Source organism: Pyxidicoccus caerfyrddinensis (genome assembly GCF_010894405.1).
Classification (GTDB): Bacteria; Myxococcota; Myxococcia; order Myxococcales; family Myxococcaceae; genus Myxococcus; species Myxococcus caerfyrddinensis.
In genome coordinates, this window is sequence record NZ_JAAIYA010000015.1 from 6,323 (window position 1) to 22,987 (window position 16,665).

1 protein-coding gene is annotated in these 16,665 nt (G+C 72.0%); it reads right to left on the bottom strand.

The features are described 5' to 3' along the window. Window positions 1-16,343 (bottom strand): non-ribosomal peptide synthase/polyketide synthase (locus G4D86_RS31765; RefSeq protein ID WP_163997839.1); only part of this gene is annotated, 16,343 nt, incomplete at its 3' end. Window positions 16,344-16,665 lie beyond the last annotated feature (322 nt).

Genomic DNA, 16,665 nt, shown 5'->3' on the forward strand with positions numbered 1-16,665 from the left:
GTGACGGGGATGCGCAGCTCTTCGAGGACGCGGCGCACGTGAGGCGCGCTCACCACGTCACCACCGGTGAGCAGCTGCTTCACCCCACGAAGCGCGGCGAGGTTGTTGTCCACCACCTGGGTGAAGAGGCCGGCGGTGAGGTGCAGCGTCGTCACGCCGTGCTTCGTGAGGACGGCCTCCAGCTCCTTCAAGTCGGAGGGCGAGTGGGGCGGGAAGACGACGAGCCGCGCGCCATGGAGCAGCGAGCCCCACAGCTCCAGGGTGGAGGCGTCGAAGGAGACGGGTGCGATGAGGAGGAACGTCTCATCTGGCCCGAGGTGCGCGTAGTCGTTGCCGAAGACGGTGCGCAGCACGGCAGCTTGAGGAGTGCCGACGCCCTTGGGCCGACCGGTGGAACCCGAGGTGAAGTCGATGTACGCGAGGCTCTGGGGCAGCGCGGCCACGGGAAGGGCCGACGTGGGCTGGCCCTCCAGGGACACGTCCCCCAGCACGACGGTGGACAGGCCTTCGGCGGGCAGCTTCGCCAGCAGCTCGCGCGAGGTGACGAGGACGCCGGGACGTGCGTCCTCCACCATGGCAGCGAGGCGCTCACGCGGGTACGACGGGTCCAAGGGGACGTAGGCGCCACCGGCCTTGAGGATGGCGACGAGGGAGACAATCAGCTCCAGCGAGCGCTCCAGCGCAATCGCCACGCGCGAGTCGGTGGAAACGCCCAGGCCGCGCAGATGCCACGCAAGCTGGTTGGCACGAGTATCGAGCTGGCGGTAGGTGAGCTTCTCGTCACCGAACTCGACGGCGACCTTGTCGCCATGCCGGGCCACGACCTGCGAGAAGACCTCGGGCAGGGTGGAGGCGCGCGGGTAGTCGGTGGCGGTGGCATTCCACTCCACCAGCACCTGCTTCCGCTCCGTGTCGGCCAGCATGGACACGGAGTCCAGGGAGGCCTCGGGGCGAGCCACCAGCGACTCCACGAGCGCGCGGAAATGCTCCGCCATGCGCTCGGCGGTGGCGGGGTCGAACAGGTCCGCGTTGTATTCGAGCGGTCCCCCGTAGCCGTCGGCCGTGCGGAACAGGTTCAGCTCCAGCTCGAACTTGACCGGCTTGTCCTCCACCGGCATCGCGCTCAGGAACAGGCCCGGCAGCCGCAGCGTCGGCATGGGCGCGTTCTGGAGCACGAACATCACCTGCACCAGCGGCGGGCGGCTCAGGTTCCGCTCCACCCGGAGCGCCTCCACCAGGCGCTCGAAGGGCACGGACTGGTGAGCGAAGGCGCCAAGCGTCGTGTCACGCACCTGCGCCAGCAGCGAGCGGTAGCTCTCCGAGGGGCTGAGGCGTGCCCGCAGGGGCAGCGTGTTGACGAAGAAGCCGACGAGCGACTCCAGCTCGCTCCGGTCCCGTCCGGCCACCACGGAGCCGACCAGGACTTCCGACTGGCCCGAGTAGCGGGCCATCAGGAGCTGGAACGCACCGAGCAGCGCCATGAACGGCGTCACGCCCTCGCGGCGGCAGAGCGCCTCCAGCGCCTCGGCTTGCTGTACCGGCAGCCGCACCATCGTCGAAGCACCGCGCGACGTCTGCACCGCCGGCCGGGGCCGGTCCGTGGGCAGCTCCAGCGTCCGGGGCACGTCGGTGAGCTGCTTGCGCCACCAGCCGAGCTGCTCCTCCAGCACCTCATCCCGCAGCCACCCGCGCTGCCACGCGGCGAAGTCCGCGTACTGCACCGGTAGCTCCGGCAGCGGCGAGGGCTGGCCTCCGGAGAAGGCCACGTAGAGCGCGGCCAGCTCCCGCACCATGACGCCCATGGACCAGCCGTCGGAGACGATGTGGTGCACGATGAAGACCAGCACGTGCTCGCGCTCGGAGAGCTTCAGCAACGCCGAGCGCAGCAGCGGGCCGCGCGACAGGCTGAAGGGGCGCAGCGCCTCCTCACGCACGCGCAGCCGCGCCTGCTGCCGGCGCTGGTCCTCGGGCACCGAGGTCAGGTCCACCACCGGCACCGGCACGGGCATGGTGGGCTGGACGACTTGCACGGGCCCCTCCGGGGCCTCGCGGAAGGTGGTGCGCAGCGCCTCCTGGCGGCGCACCAGCTCCGTCAGGGCGCGCTCCAGGGCGCCCACGTCCACCGCGCCCTCCAGGACCAGGGCGAACGGCAGGTTGTACAGCGGGCTGTCCGGGTCGAGCTGATCCAGGAACCACAGGCGCTGCTGCGCCAGCGACGCCGGCAGGTCGCCCGTGCGCGGCACGGGAACCAGCGGCGGCACCTGCTGACCGTGGCCGGCCTGCACCGCCCGGTCCACCCGCACCGCCAGCTCGGCCAACGTCGCGGCGTCGAACAAGTCCCGCAGCGGCAGCTCCACGTTGAACGCGGCGCGCATGCGGCTGATGGCCTGGGTGGCCAGCAGGGAGTGTCCGCCGAGCTCGAAGAAGTTGTCGGACAGGCCCACCGGCTCCACGCCGAGCACGGCGCTCCAGATTCCGGCCAGCAACGCCTCCGTCTCCGTGCGCGGGGCGACGAAGTCCGGACGCCCACCGGTGGCGGCGAGGTCCGGCGCGGGCAGGGCCCTCCGGTCCACCTTGCCGTTGGAGGTGAGCGGCATGGCGTCCAGCACCACCACGGCCGAGGGCACCATGTACTCGGGCAGCGTCTCCTTCAGGGCGGCGCGCAGCGCGGCGCTGTCCGTCTGGAAGCCCTCGTGCGCGACGACGTAGCCCACCAGCCGCTTGCCGCCCGGGCCGTCCTCGCGGGCCACGACGACGGCCTCGCGCACCGCGGGCAGCTTCGCCAGCGCGGACTCCACCTCGCCCAGCTCGATGCGGAAGCCGCGCACCTTCACCTGCGCGTCCGCGCGGCCGAGGTAGTCCAGCGTCCCGTCCTCGCGCCAGCGCACCACGTCGCCGGTGCGGTACATCCGGGCGCCGGGCACTCCGGACCAGGCGTCCGGCAGGAAGCGGTCGGCGGTGAGGCCCGGGCGGCCCGCGTAGCCGCGCGCCACGCCCACGCCTCCCACGTACAGCTCTCCCTTCACGCCCACGGGCACGGGCTCGCCGCGCACGTCCAGCACGTACGTGCGCATGTTGCCCATGGGGCGGCCGATGGAGGGCACGCTCCCGTCCGGCTTGCAGATGGCCAGGGTGGCCACCACCGTGGTCTCCGTGGGGCCGTAGCCGTTGTGGAACGTGCGGCCCGGCGCCCAACGGCCCACCACCTCGGCGGAGACGGCCTCACCGCCGGAGATGACGGTGCGCAGGGCGGGGTAGCCCTCGGCGGGCGTGGCCGCCAGCGCGGCCGGGGTGACGCTGATGACGGTGAGCGCCTCGTCGCGCATCAGCTTCTGCAGCGGCGCGCCCGGCATCAGCTTCTCCATCGGCGCCAGCACCAGCGCGCCTCCGGAGCACAGCGTGGTGAAGATCTCCTCCACCGACAGGTCGAAGGAGAGGCTGGCGAACTGCAACACGCGGCTGCCCGGGCCAATCTCGTAGACGCCCTTCTCCTGCGTGACGAGGTTGGTGACGCCGCGGTGCTCCACGGCGGTGCCCTTGGGCGTGCCGGTGCTGCCGGAGGTGTAGAGCAGGTAGGCCAGGTGGTACGGGGCCACGCCCGTCACCGGTGCCTCGGTGCTCTCACGTGACAGCGCCTCCCGCCCGGAGTCCAGGCAGAGCGCGCGAGCGTGGGCCGACGCCGGGAAGCGCTCCAGCAGCGGCGCCTGCGTCACCAGCATCGCCGCGCCGCTGTCCTCCAGCATGAAGGCCAGGCGCTCGCGCGGCAGCATCGGGTCCACGGGCACCCACGCGCCGCCGGCCTTGAGGATGCCGAACAGGCCCACGACGATGTCCAGCGAGCGCTCCACGCTGAGCGCCACGCGCACCTCGGGCCCGACGCCCTGGCGGCGCAGCGCGTGCGCGAGCTGGTTGGCCTTCGCGTCGAGCTGCGCGTAGGTGAGGTGCTGTCCCTCGAAGGAGGCGGCGAGCGCGTCCGGCGCGCGGCGCACCTGTTCCTCGAAGAGCGAGTGCAGGCACACGTCCGGGAAGGGTGCGGGGTTGGCGCTCCAGTCCCCGAGGATGCGCTGACGCTCCTCGCCGGAGAGCATGGACAGCCCGGACACGGGACGGCTCGTGTCGCGGACCATGGCCTCCACGAGTGTGCGCAGGTGCCGGGCGATGCGCTCGGCGGTGGACGCGTCGAACAGCTCGGTGGCGTACTCCAGCTCACCCAGGAAGCCGTCCTTCGTGCGTGTCAGGGACAGCGACAGGTCGAACTTGGCGATGCGCCGCTCGGGGACGGCGAGCCGCACGCTCAACCCCGGCAGCGCCAGCTCCGACTCAGGGAGGTTCTGCAGGAGCAGCATCACCCGGAACATCGGCGCCTGGCGTAGGTCGCGCATCGGCTGGAGCTGCTCGAAGGGGACGTGCTGGTGCGCGTAGGCGCCCAGCGCTGTCTCCCGCGCACGCCCGAGCAGCTCGCGCACGGTGGGCTCGCCGTCCAGGCGGGTCCGCATCACCAGCGTGTTGAGGAAGAAGCCGACGAGCCCCTCGAGCTCGGCGCGGTTGCGGCCCGCCACCGGCGTGCCGACGGAGATGTCGTCCTGGCCGGAGTAGCGCGACAGCAGCACCTGGAAGGCGGCCAGGAAGAACATGAACGGCGTGATGCCCTCGCGAGTGCAGAGGGCCTCCACGGCCTCGGCCAGCTCGCTGGGGAGCCGCATGTTCAGCAGCGCGCCCGGCGGCGCTGGGTGGTGCACGCGCGGCCTGTCGGTGGGCAGCTCCAAGTCTTGCGGCGCGCCGTCGAGCTGGCGGCGCCACCAGGTGAGCTGCTTCTCCAGCTCCGCGTCGTCCAGCCACCTGCGCTGCCACGCCGCGTAGTCCGCGTACTGGAGCGGCAGCTCGGCCAGCGGCGAGGAGTGGCCCGAGGCGAGGGCCGGGTAGAGCGCGGTCAGCTCGCGCACCAGCACCGTCATGGACCAGCCGTCCGAGACGATGTGGTGGATGTTGAGCTGGAGCACGTGCTCGCGCGCGTCCAGCTTCAGCAGCATGGCGCGCATGATGGGGCCCGCGGCCAGGTCGAACGGGCGCATCGCGTCCTGGGTGACGCGCCGCCGTGTCTCCTCCCGGCGCTGCTCGGGCGGGAGGGTGCTCAGGTCGATGATGGGCAGGGCCAGCGGCGCGGGCTCGGAGATGCGCTGGACGGGGCCTTCGGCGTCCGCGTGGAACGTGGTGCGCAGGGCCTCGTGCCGGCGCACGAGCGTGGAGAGGCTCTCGCGCAGGGCGTCGACGTCGAGCTCACCGGACAGCTCCAGCACGACCGGCATGTTGTAGGCCGGGCTGCCGGGCTCCAGTTGGTCCAGGAACCACAGGCGCTGCTGGGTGAAGGAGAGGGGCAGCTTCTGCGTGCGCGGCACGCGCTCGATGGGTGGGGCCACGCCCGTCTGTCCGGTGCGCACGGCCGCGTCGATGCGCTCGGCGAGGGCGGAGACGGTGGGCGCCTGGAACAGGTCGCGCAGGGCGAGGTCCACGTTGAAGGCCGCGCGGATGCGGGAGACGGCCCGCGTGGCGAGCAGCGAGTGGCCGCCCAGCTCGAAGAAGTTGTCGGCGGCACCGACGCGCGTCACGCCGAGCACCTGGGTGAAGATGCCCGCGAGCAGCTCCTCGGTGGGAGTGCGCGGGGCGACGTACGCCGCGGCGGACGACAGCAGGGCGGAGTCGGGGGCGGGCAGGGCCTTGCGGTCCACCTTGGCGTTGGTGGTGAGGGGCAGCGTGTCCAGCCGCACGAGGGCGGAGGGCACCATGTACTCGGGCAGCCGCTGCTTGAGGGCGGCGCGCAGGGCGGACACGTCGAGCGACTCGGGAGCGGCGACGTAGCCGACGAGGCGCTTGTCGCCGGGCACGTCCTCGCGCACCAGGGCCACGGCCTGCGCGACGTCCGGGAAGGCGAGCAGGGCGGCTTCGACTTCGGCGAGCTCGATGCGGTAGCCGCGCACCTTGACCTGCGCATCCGCGCGGCCGAGGAACTCCAGCACGCCGTCACCCCGCCAGCGGGCGAGGTCGCCCGTGCGGTACAGGCGGGCACCCGGGACGCCGGAGAAGGCGTCGGGGACGAAACGCTCGGCGGTGAGGGCGGGCTGCTCCACATAGCCCCGGGCCACGCCGTCGCCGCCGATGAACAGCTCACCCACGACGCCGACCGGCACGGGCTGACCGAAGGCCTCCAGCAGGTACACCTGCGTATTGCCGATGGGACGGCCAATGGGCACGGACGCGCCGACGTGCTCCACCGAAGTCATCCGGTGGGTGGAGGCGAAGAGCGTGCTCTCGGTAGGGCCGTAGCAGGCGGTGACGGGGATGCGCAGCTCTTCGAGGACGCGGCGCACGTGAGGCGCGCTCACCACGTCACCACCGGTGAGCAGCTGCTTCACCCCACGAAGCGCGGCGAGGTTGTTGTCCACCACCTGGGTGAAGAGGCCGGCGGTGAGGTGCAGCGTCGTCACGCCGTGCTTCGTCAGCACCGACTCCAATTCCTTCAGGTCGGAGGGCGAGTGGGGCGGGAAGACGACGAGCCGCGCGCCATGGAGCAGCGGGCCCCACAACTCCAGGGTGGACGCATCGAACGAAACCGGCGCGATGAGGAGGAACGTCTCATCCGGGCCGAGGTGCGCGTAGTCGTTGCCGAAGACGGTGCGCAGCACGGCGGCCTGAGGAGTGCCGACGCCCTTGGGCCGACCGGTGGAACCCGAGGTGAAGTCGATGTACGCGAGGCTCTGAGGTAGTGCGGCCACGGGAAGGGCGGACGTGGGCTGCGCCTCCAGGGACACGTCACCCAGCACGACGGTGGACAGGCCTTCGGCGGGCAGCTTCGCCAGCAGCTCGCGCGAGGTGACGAGGACGCCGGGACGGGCGTCCTCCACCATGGCGGCGAGGCGCTCACGTGGGGACGACGGGTCCAACGGGACGTAGGCGCCACCGGCCTTGAGGATGGCGACGAGGGAGACAATCAGCTCCAGCGAGCGCTCCAGCGCAATCGCCACGCGCGAGTCGGTGGAGACGCCCAGGCCGCGCAGATGCCACGCAAGCTGGTTCGCACGCGCATCGAGCTGGCGGTAGGTGAGCTTCTCGTCACCGAACTCGACGGCGACCTTGTCGCCATGCCGCGCCACGACCTGCGAGAAGACCTCGGGCAGGGTGGAGGCGCGCGGGTAGTCGGTGGCGGTGGCGTTCCACTCCACCAGCACCTGCCGCCGCTCCGACTCGGACAGCAGGGAGAACGAGCCGAGGGATGCTTCCGGCCTGGAGACGAGCGCCTCCACCAGCGCCTGGAAGTGCCCCGCCATGCGCTCGGCGGTGGCGCTCTCGAACAGGTCGGTGTTGTAGCCGAGCGTGCCCTGGTAGCCATCCACGGACTCGGCGAGGTTGAGCTCCACCTCGAACTTGATGGTGGGGTTCGGCACCACCAGCGGCTTCATCTCCAGGCCCGGCGCCTGGAGCGAGGGCATGGGCGCGTTCTGGAGCGCGAAGAGCGCCTGGAACAGCGGCGCGCGGCTCAAGTCCCTCGTGGGCTGGAGCATCTCCACCAGTCGCTCGAAGGGCACCTCTTGATGGGCATAGGCGCCCAGGGCCGCTTCCTTCACCTGCCGCAGCAGCTGGAGGAACGAGGACTTCCCATCCACCCGGGCGCGGAGCACCAGGGTGTTGACGAAGAAGCCGATGAGCCCTTCCAGCTCCCCGCGCTGGCGTCCCGCGATGGGCGAGCCGACGGAGATGTCCTGCTGGCCCGAGTGCCGGGAGAGCAGCACCTGGAAGGACGCCATCAGCAGCATGAAGGGTGTGAGCCCCTCGCGCAGGCAGAGCGTGTCGAGCTTCTCGGACGTCGCGCGCGACAGCACGACGGGCACGTAGGCGCCACGGAAGGTCTGCACGGGCGGACGCGGCTTGTCCGTGACCAGCTCCAGCGTGGACGCGCCGGAGAGCTGCTGCTTCCAGAAGGCGAGCTGCTCCTCCAGCACCGCGCCCTGGAGCCACTGGCGCTGCCAGACGGCGTAGTCCGCGTACTGGACGGGCATGGGCGGCAGGGGCGCTGGCTGGCCCTGCGAGAAGGCCTCGTAGAGCGCTGCGACCTCACGCACCAGCACGGCCATGGACCAACCGTCCGAGACGATGTGGTGCATGTTGAGCGACAGCACGTGCTCGGTGGCGCCCAGCTTCAGCAGGCGCGCGCGCAGCAGCGGGCCCGTGGTGAGGGTGAACGGGCGCTGCATCTCCTCGCGGAGGTGCCGTTCCAGCTCCACGCGGGCGGCCTCGGGCTCCAGTGCGCTCAGGTCCACCATGTCCAGCGGCAGCTGGACCTGGGGGCTGATGACCTGGAGGGGCTCGCCCTGCTCCTGCGTGAAGTGCGTGCGCAGCGCTTCGTGCCGTTGGACCAGCGCGTCCAGGGCATGGCGCAGGGAGCTCTCGTCGAGCGAGCCCTCCAGGCGCACGAAGGACGGCATGTTGTACGCGGAGCTGCCGGGCTCGAGCTGGTCGATGAGCCACAGGCGCTGCTGCGCGAAGGACAGCGGGAGCGCGCCGGTGCGTGGCACCGGGACGATGGCCGGGATGTGCCGCTCCGGACCGGACGCGGGCGCATCGGCGAGGTGGGCGGCGAGCGCGGAGACCGTGGACGCCTCGAACAGGGTCCGCAGCGACAGCTCCACGCCCAGTGACGCGTTCAGGTGCGAGGCCACGCGGGTGGCCAGCAGTGAGTGTCCGCCCAGGATGAAGAAGTCGTCGTTGGCGCCCACTCGCTCCAGGCCCAGCACGTGGGCGAAGGCCTCCGCCACCTTCTCCTCCAGCGGCGTGCGCGGTGCCTCGAAGGCATTGGCGTCGCGCTGCTGGGCCTCGGGGGCGGGCAGGGCCTTGCGGTCCACCTTGCCGCTGGGAGTCAGGGGCAGCGTGTCCAGCACCGCGTATGCCGACGGCACCATGTACTCCGGCAGCCGCTCGGCGAGGAACGTGCGCAGCACCTGGACGTCCGGCGCTTCGGACGGGGCGACGACGTAGGCGACGAGCCGCGCGCCGGAGGGGCCGTCGTTGCGCACCACGGCCACGGCGTCCTCGACGGACGGGTGGGCACGCAGCGCGGCTTCGACTTCGCCCAGCTCGATGCGGAAGCCGCGCAGCTTCACCTGGAAGTCGGTGCGGCCCAGGTAATCCAGCGTGCCGTCGGACTTCCAGCGCACGAGGTCTCCCGTGCGGTAGAGGCGCTCGCCGGGCACGCCACTGAAGGCGTCGGGGATGAAGCGCTCGGCGGTCAGCTCCGGGCGGCGCAGGTAGCCGCGCGCCAGGCCCACGCCGCCGATGAAGAGCTCTCCGGGCACGCCGGTGGGCACCGGGCGCAGGTGCGCGTCCAGTACGTAGAGGCGCATGTTGGCCAGGGGCCCGCCGATGGAGGGCTTCTGGCCATCGGGCGCGCAGATGGCGAGGGAGGCGCAGACGGTGGCCTCGGTGGGGCCATAGGCGTTGATGAAGCGGCGCCCTGGGGCCCACTTCGCCACCAGCTCCGCGGAGCAGGCCTCGCCCGCGGAGACGAGGGTGCGCAGGTCTTCGAGGCCCTCGGGCTCCATGACGGAGAGCGCGGTGGGCGGCAGCGTGGCGACGTTGACTTGACGGGTGCGCAGCATCGCCGTCAGCGCGGGCCCGGGCATGCGCTCCTCGTTCGTCGGCAGGCACAGCGTGCCTCCCGAGAGCAGCGTGCCGAAGACCTCCCAGACGGCGGCGTCGAAGCTGGGGGAGGCGAACTGGAGGACGCGCGTGCCCGGCTCAATCCCCAGGGCGCGTGACTGGGCTTGAGCGAGGTTGGGCACGCCCCGGTGAGTCACCGCCACGCCCTTGGGGCGCCCAGTGCTGCCGGAGGTGTAGATGACGTAGGCGAGGTGCTCGGCCAGCACGCCCGAAGCAGGCGGCGTGCGCGGCTGCCGCTCGAGGTGGCGCGCATCCGCGTCCAGCAGCACGAGTTGCTCACCGCGCGAGGGCAGCTCGTCCGCGAGGTGGTCCAGGGTGATGATGACCGGGACGGCGGAGTCGGTGAGCATGTAGCCCAGCCGGTCGGCGGGGTAGCTCGGGTCCAGGGGGACGAAGGCGCCGCCGGCCTTGAGGACGCCGAGCATGGCGACGACGAGGTCGACGGAGCGCTCCAGGTGGAGCGCGATGAGGGTGTCGGGGCCCACGCCCAGCATGCGCAGGTGATGCGCGAGCTGGTTGGCGCGTCCGTCCAGCTCGCCAAACGTGAGCGAGGTGTCGCCGTGGAGGACCGCCATGGCGTCGGGCGTCGTGCGGGCCTGGGCCTCGAAGCGTGCGTGGACGGTGGCACCGTCGGGGAAGGGCACGGGCTGGCCGTTCCACTCCACCAACAGCTGGCGCCGCTCCTCCTCGGACAGGAGGGACACGTCGCCCAGCCGGCTGTCGGGCCGGGCCACCAGCGCCTCCAGGGCGACGGCCCAGTGCTTCAGCAGCGCCTCCAGGGGCGGCACCTCGAAGCGCGACATGTCGAGCGACAGGCGCAGCTCCATCCGCGTGCCCGGCAGGATGATGGCCCCCAGCGGCATCTCCGCCATCTCCTGCGAGACGACATCCCGGAGGCCCAGGTCGGCGCGGGCCGACTTCACGGCGGCGTCGACGGGGTAGTTCTCGAACACGAACAGCGACTGGAACAGCGGGGTGCCGCGAGGCACTTCGCTCCAGCCCTGCACGCGCACCAGTGAAGAGTGCTCGTGGTCGCGCTGCTCCGCGAGCTGCGTGTGGAGCGCCTTCATCCACGGCAGGATGCGCGTGTCCTCGTCCACGCGGACGCGCACGGGCAGCGAGTTGATGAACAGGCCCACCGCGCGGTCGATGCCCGGCAGCTCCGCCGAGCGGCCCGAGACGGTGGCGCCGTAGACGACGTCGCTCTCACCCGTGTGACGCGCCAGCGCCACCGCCCAGGCGGCCTGCACCACCGCGTTGGGCGTGAGCTGGTGCTGGCGGGCGAAGGCCTGGAGCGCCGCGGTCAGCTCGGTGGACAGCAGCGTGCGCAGCAACTGGCGGGTGTGCGTGGCGCCGGGCTTCTCGGGCAGCAGGCCCGGCAGCGGCGTGGGGGCGGTGAAGCCGCGCAGCGCCTGGCGCCAGAACGCCTCCGTGCGCTCCATGGGCTGGCGCTGGATCCAGGCGATGTAGTCGCGGAAGGGCAGCGGCGAGCCCTTCGGCGGGGTGCGGCCCGCGCGCAGGTCGTCGTAGGCGCCGAACAGCTCCTGCAGGACGGCGCCCAGGCTCCACCCATCCAGCAGCAGGTGGTGATGCGTCCAGAGGACCCGGTGCGCGCTGTCCTCCAGGCGCACCACCGTCACGCGCGTCAGCGGCGCCTGGCGCGGGTCGAAGCCGCGGCGGCTGATCTCGGCCATCAGCGCGTCGAAGCGGGCGCGCTGCTCGGCCTCGGGCATGCCGCGCCAGTCCTGCTCCTCCCAGGGGATGCCGCCGCCCGGGTGCACGACCTGCATGGGCTCGTCCAGCCCGCTCCAGAGGAACGAGGTGCGCAGGGGCGCGTGGCGCTCGGCCACGGCGTCCAGCGCACGCCGGAAGATGCCGAGGTCCACCGTGCCGGTGAACGTCCATGCCAGGTGCGAGATGTAGACGCCCGACGCCGGCTCCGCGAGCGTGTGGAAGAGCATGCCCTGCTGCAGTGGCGACAGCGGGTAGAGGTCCTCCACCGCCAGGCCGGCGGGCAGCGCGCGGTCCAGCGTGGCCTGGTCCAGCTTCGCCAGCGGGAAGTCGGTCGGCGTATACCGGCGCGCGTCCGCGGACGTGCGGGTGGAGATGAGTTCCCGCAGCGCGAGGAGGCACTGCGCGGCCAGGGCCTGGACGGTCTCCTGGCGGTGCACGGCCTCGCTGTACGTCCAGCCCAGCGTGAGCCGCCCCTCGAAGACGTAGCCGTTGACCTCCAGCAGGTGGCCGCGCTCGCCCTGGGGGCTCCACAGCGCGCCGGTGGGCTCGCGCGTCGGGGCGAAGGGCAGCGCCGCGCCCTGCGTGCCGCCCACCTGGTCGAACTGGCCCAGGTAGTTGAACAGCACCTGCGCGCGAGGCGCCTCCTTCAGCGCACGCGCCTGCGCCTCGCCCGCGAGGTGGCGCAGCAGCCCATGGCCGACGCCGCGCCGGGGCAGCCGTCGCAGCGAGTCGCGCACCGCGCGCAGCCGGTCTCCCAGCGTGGAGGCACCGGAGACATCCAGCACCACCGGGTACGTGGCGGTGAACCAGCCCACGGTGCGCGACAGGTCCACGTCCTCGAAGAGGGCCTCACGGCCGTGGCCTTCCAGCTCCACGCGCAGCCGGGGCTGGCCCGTCCACCGCGTCAGGCTGTCGGCCAGTGCCGCCAGCAGCACGTCGTTGATGTGCGCGCGCCAGGCGGCCGGCGTCTCCTGCAACAGCAGGCGCGTCTCCTCCGCGTCCAGCGACACCTGCACCACGCGCGCGGAGGCCAGCGTGTTCGCCGCGCCCGCCATGTCGACGGGGAGCGCGGGCACCTGGGCGCGGCCCTGCTCCACCCAGTAGGGCAGCTCGCGCGCCAGCTCCTCGGAGCGGGCGAAGGTGTGCAGCTTCTCCGCCCACGCCTTGAAGGAGGTGGACTTGGGCGGCAGCGCCACCGGCTGGCCGCGCTGGAGCTGCGCGTAGGCCGTGGCCAGGTCCTCCAGCAGCGTGCGCCAGGAGACGCCGTCCACCGCCAGGTGATGCACCGCCAGGAGCAATCGAGGCGCGCGCTTCGAACCCGGTTGGAACAGGCCGGCGCGCAGAAGGAGCCCTTCCTCCAGGTTCAGGCTTCCCTGGAGGCGCGTGGCCTCGGCCTCCATCGCCTGGGCCTGCTCGGCCTCGGGGATGGCGCTCAGGTCCACGCGCGTCAGGCGCACGGGTGCCTCGGCGCCAGCGAGCTCCTGCTGCCACGCGCCGTCCGCCCCGCGCGTGAAGCGCAGGCGCAGCGAGTCGTGGTGGGCCACCAGCGCCTGGAGGGCCTTCTCCAGCGCGGGCACGTCCACCTCCCCGCGCGCGGCGAGGAGGACGGCCTGGTTGTAGTGGTGGGGCAGCGCGGGCGGCTGCTCGAAGAAGGCGCGCTGGATGGGCGTGAGCGGCACGGGGCCGCGCACCAGGCCCTGCTCGGCCTGGACGTGGCCCTCGCGCTTCGCCACGCGTGCGAGCGCCTCCAGCGTCTGGTGCTGGAAGATGTGGTTGGCGGCCAGGTGCAGGCCGGCCTGACGCGCGCGGGCGACGAGCTGGATGGAGAGGATGGAGTCACCTCCCAGCTCGAAGAAGTTGTCGTGCAGCCCGACGCGGGGTACGCCGAGCAGCTCGGCCCAGACGGTGGCCAGGGCCTTCTCCTCGGTGGTGCGTGGCTCCTCGAAGGTCGCGGTGTCGCGCTGCTGGGCCTCCGGTGCGGGCAGGGCCTTGCGGTCCACCTTGCCGTTGGGCGTCAGCGGCAGGGCCTTCAGGACGGCGAAGGCGGCGGGCACCATGTACTCGGGCAGCCGCTCGGCGAGGAAGGTGCGCAGCACCTGGACGTCCGGCGCGGGGCCCTCGTCCTCTTCGTAGGGCGACACGACGTAGGCGACGAGCCGCGCGCCGGAGGGGCCGTCGTTGCGCACCACGGCCACGGCGTCCTCGACGGACGGGTGGGCACGCAGCGCGGCTTCGATTTCGCCCAGCTCGATGCGGAAGCCGCGCAGCTTCACCTGGAAGTCGGTGCGGCCCAGGTAGTCCAGCGTGCCGTCCGGCTTCCAGCGCACGAGGTCTCCCGTGCGGTAGAGGCGCTCGCCGGGCACGCCACTGAAGGCGTCGGGGATGAAGCGCTCGGCGGTCAGCTCCGGGCGGCGCAGGTAGCCGCGCGCCAGGCCCACGCCGCCGATGAAGAGCTCTCCGGGCACGCCGGTGGGCACCGGGTGCAGGTGCGCGTCCAGCACGTAGAGACGCATGTTGGCCAGCGGGCCGCCGATGGAGGGCTTCTGGCCATCGGGTGCGCAGATGGCGAGGGAGGCGCAGACGGTGGCCTCGGTGGGGCCGTAGGCGTTGATGAAGCGGCGCCCCGGGGCCCACTTCGCCACCAACTCCGCGGAGCAGGCCTCGCCCGCGGAGACGACGGTGCGCAGGCCTTCGAGGCCCTCGGGCTCCATGACGGAGAGCGCGGTGGGCGGCAGCGTGGCCACGTGGATTTCACGGGTGCGCAGCATCGCCGTCAGCGTGGGACCGGGCATCCGCTCCTCGCTCGTCGGCAGGCACAGCGTGCCGCCGGAGAGGAGGGTGACGAAGACCTCGGAGACGGCGGCGTCGAAGCTGGGGGAGGCGAACTGGAGGACGCGCGTGCCCGGTTCAATCCCCATGGCGCGCGACTGGGCCTGCGCCAGGTTGGGCACGCCCCGGTGAGTCACCGCCACGCCCTTGGGGCGGCCGGTGGAGCCGGAGGTGTAGATGACGTAGGCGAGGTGGTCCGCGAGCACGTCCGACGCGGGCGGCGTGCTGGGCTGCCGCGCGAGCTGCGACGCATCCGCATCCAGCAGCACGAGCTGCTCACCGCGCGAAGGCAGCTCGTCCGCGAGGTGGTCCAGGGTGATGATGACCGGGACGGCGGAGTCGGTGAGCATGTAGCCCAGCCGGTCGGCGGGGTAGCTCGGGTCCAGGGGGACGAAGGCGCCGCCGGCCTTGAGGACACCAAGCATGGCGACGACGAGGTCGACGGAGCGCTCCAGGTGGAGCGCGACGAGGGTGTCGGGACCGACGCCCAACATGCGCAGGTGATGCGCGAGCTGGTTGGCGCGCCCGTCCAGCTCGCCAAACGTGAGCGAGGTGTCGCCGTGGAGGAGCGCGGTGGCGTCAGGGGTGCTCCGGGCCTGGGCCTCGAAGCGCGCGTGGACGGTGGCACCGTCGGGGACGGGCACGGGCTGACCGTTCCACTCCACCAGCATGCGCTGGCGCTCGACGTCGTCCATCAGCGGCAGCTCGGACAGGCGCGCTTCCGGGTGCGCGGCGATGGACTCCAGCAGCGTCTGGAAGTGCGCCAGCAGGCGGCGCACCGTGGACTCCTCGAAGAGGTCCGTGCGGTACATCGTGACGAGGCGCAGGCCCTGGGGCAGCTCGGTGGCCAGCAGCGACAGGTCCACCTGGCTGGTGCCGCTGTCCACCGGCTGCGCTTCCAGCACCAGCCCGGGCACCTGCAGCGGAGGCAGGGGCGCGTTCTGCAGCGTGAAGCTGACCTGGAACAGCGGCGAGGTGCTCAGGCTGCGCTCGGGCTGGAGCGCCTCCACCAGCTTCTCGAAGGGCACGTCCTGGTGCGCGAAGGCGCCGAGCGACGCCTCATGCACCCGCGTCATCAGCTCCAGGAAGGTCGGGTCGCCGGACAGGTCCGTGCGCAGGGCCAGCGTGTTGACGAACAGGCCGATGAGGCCTTCGAGCTCGGAGCGGTTGCGGCCCGCCACCGGAGTGCCGATGACGACGTCGTCCTGACCGCTGTAGCGCGACAGCAGCACCTGGTAGGCGGCGACCAGCAGGGGATAGAGGGTGCGGCCCTCGCGCCGGGCCAGCTCCTTGAGCGACTGGAGCAGCGCCGGGGGCAGCATCACCGTGAGGCGCGCACCGCGCGTGCTGGCGATGGACGGGCGCGGCCTGTCGGTGGGCAGCTCCAGCACGGCGTTGGGGTCGAGCTGCTGGCGCCAGTACGCAAGCTGCGCGTCCAGCGTCTCGCCCTTGAGCCAGTCGCGCTGCCAGGTGGAGAACTCGGCGTACTGCATGCGCAGCGGGGGCAGCGGAGAAGGCTGGCCCGCGGCGAGCGCGGGGTAGAGCGCGCCCAGCTCCCGCACCAGCACACCCAGGGACCAGCCGTCGGAGACGATGTGGTGCACGTCGAGCAGCAGCAGGTGCTCGCTCGGGCCCCAGCGGTAGAGCACCGTGCGCAGCAGCGGGCCCTTCTCCACGTCGAAGGGTTGCTGCGCCTGGAGGTGCAGGTGGCGCCACGCCTCGGCCTCCCGCTCCGGAGGAGTGCCGTCCGCCACGTCCACCACGGGCAGGGCGACGTCGACGGAGGCGGCGATGTGCTGGGCCACGCGCCCGTCCTGCTCCACGAAGGTGGTGCGCAGGGCCTCGTGGCGCTGCACCAGCTCCTGGAGCGCACGGCGGAGGGCGTCGACGTTGAGCTCGCCGGACAGGCGCACGGAGATGGGGACGTTGAAGGCGGCGCTGCCCGGGTTGAGTCGCTCCTGAAACCACATCCGCTCTTGCGCGAAGGACACGGGCGCACGACGGGACTGACGGCTCTTGTCGCGCAGCAGCTCCGCGAGCCGCGCGCGCTTCTGTTCTGGGGTCAGCGACATGATTAGGCGTGCTCCTGGGAGCCTGGCGAGACGGACCTGCTTTCGCCCTGGCGTGCCTGCTTCCCGCCGGTCCGTACCGGGGAGGAAGAGGAACGCTCCAGGCGCGAGGTGAAACCGGGCCGGTGGCCAGGCCGCAACCTCGTGCGGTTTTTCGTCAAAGGTCGAGTAAGCAGAGAAGCCCTCGTAGGGGAGAGCCTACCTCTACAGGCCGACCCGTCTCGAACTTGCCCCCTCTGTCCGTCGCCACGCAGGGACGACGGGCAGGCAGGCGCAATCCAGTGGCATTGGATCATCCACTGAATTGCCATGAAGACGCGGATTC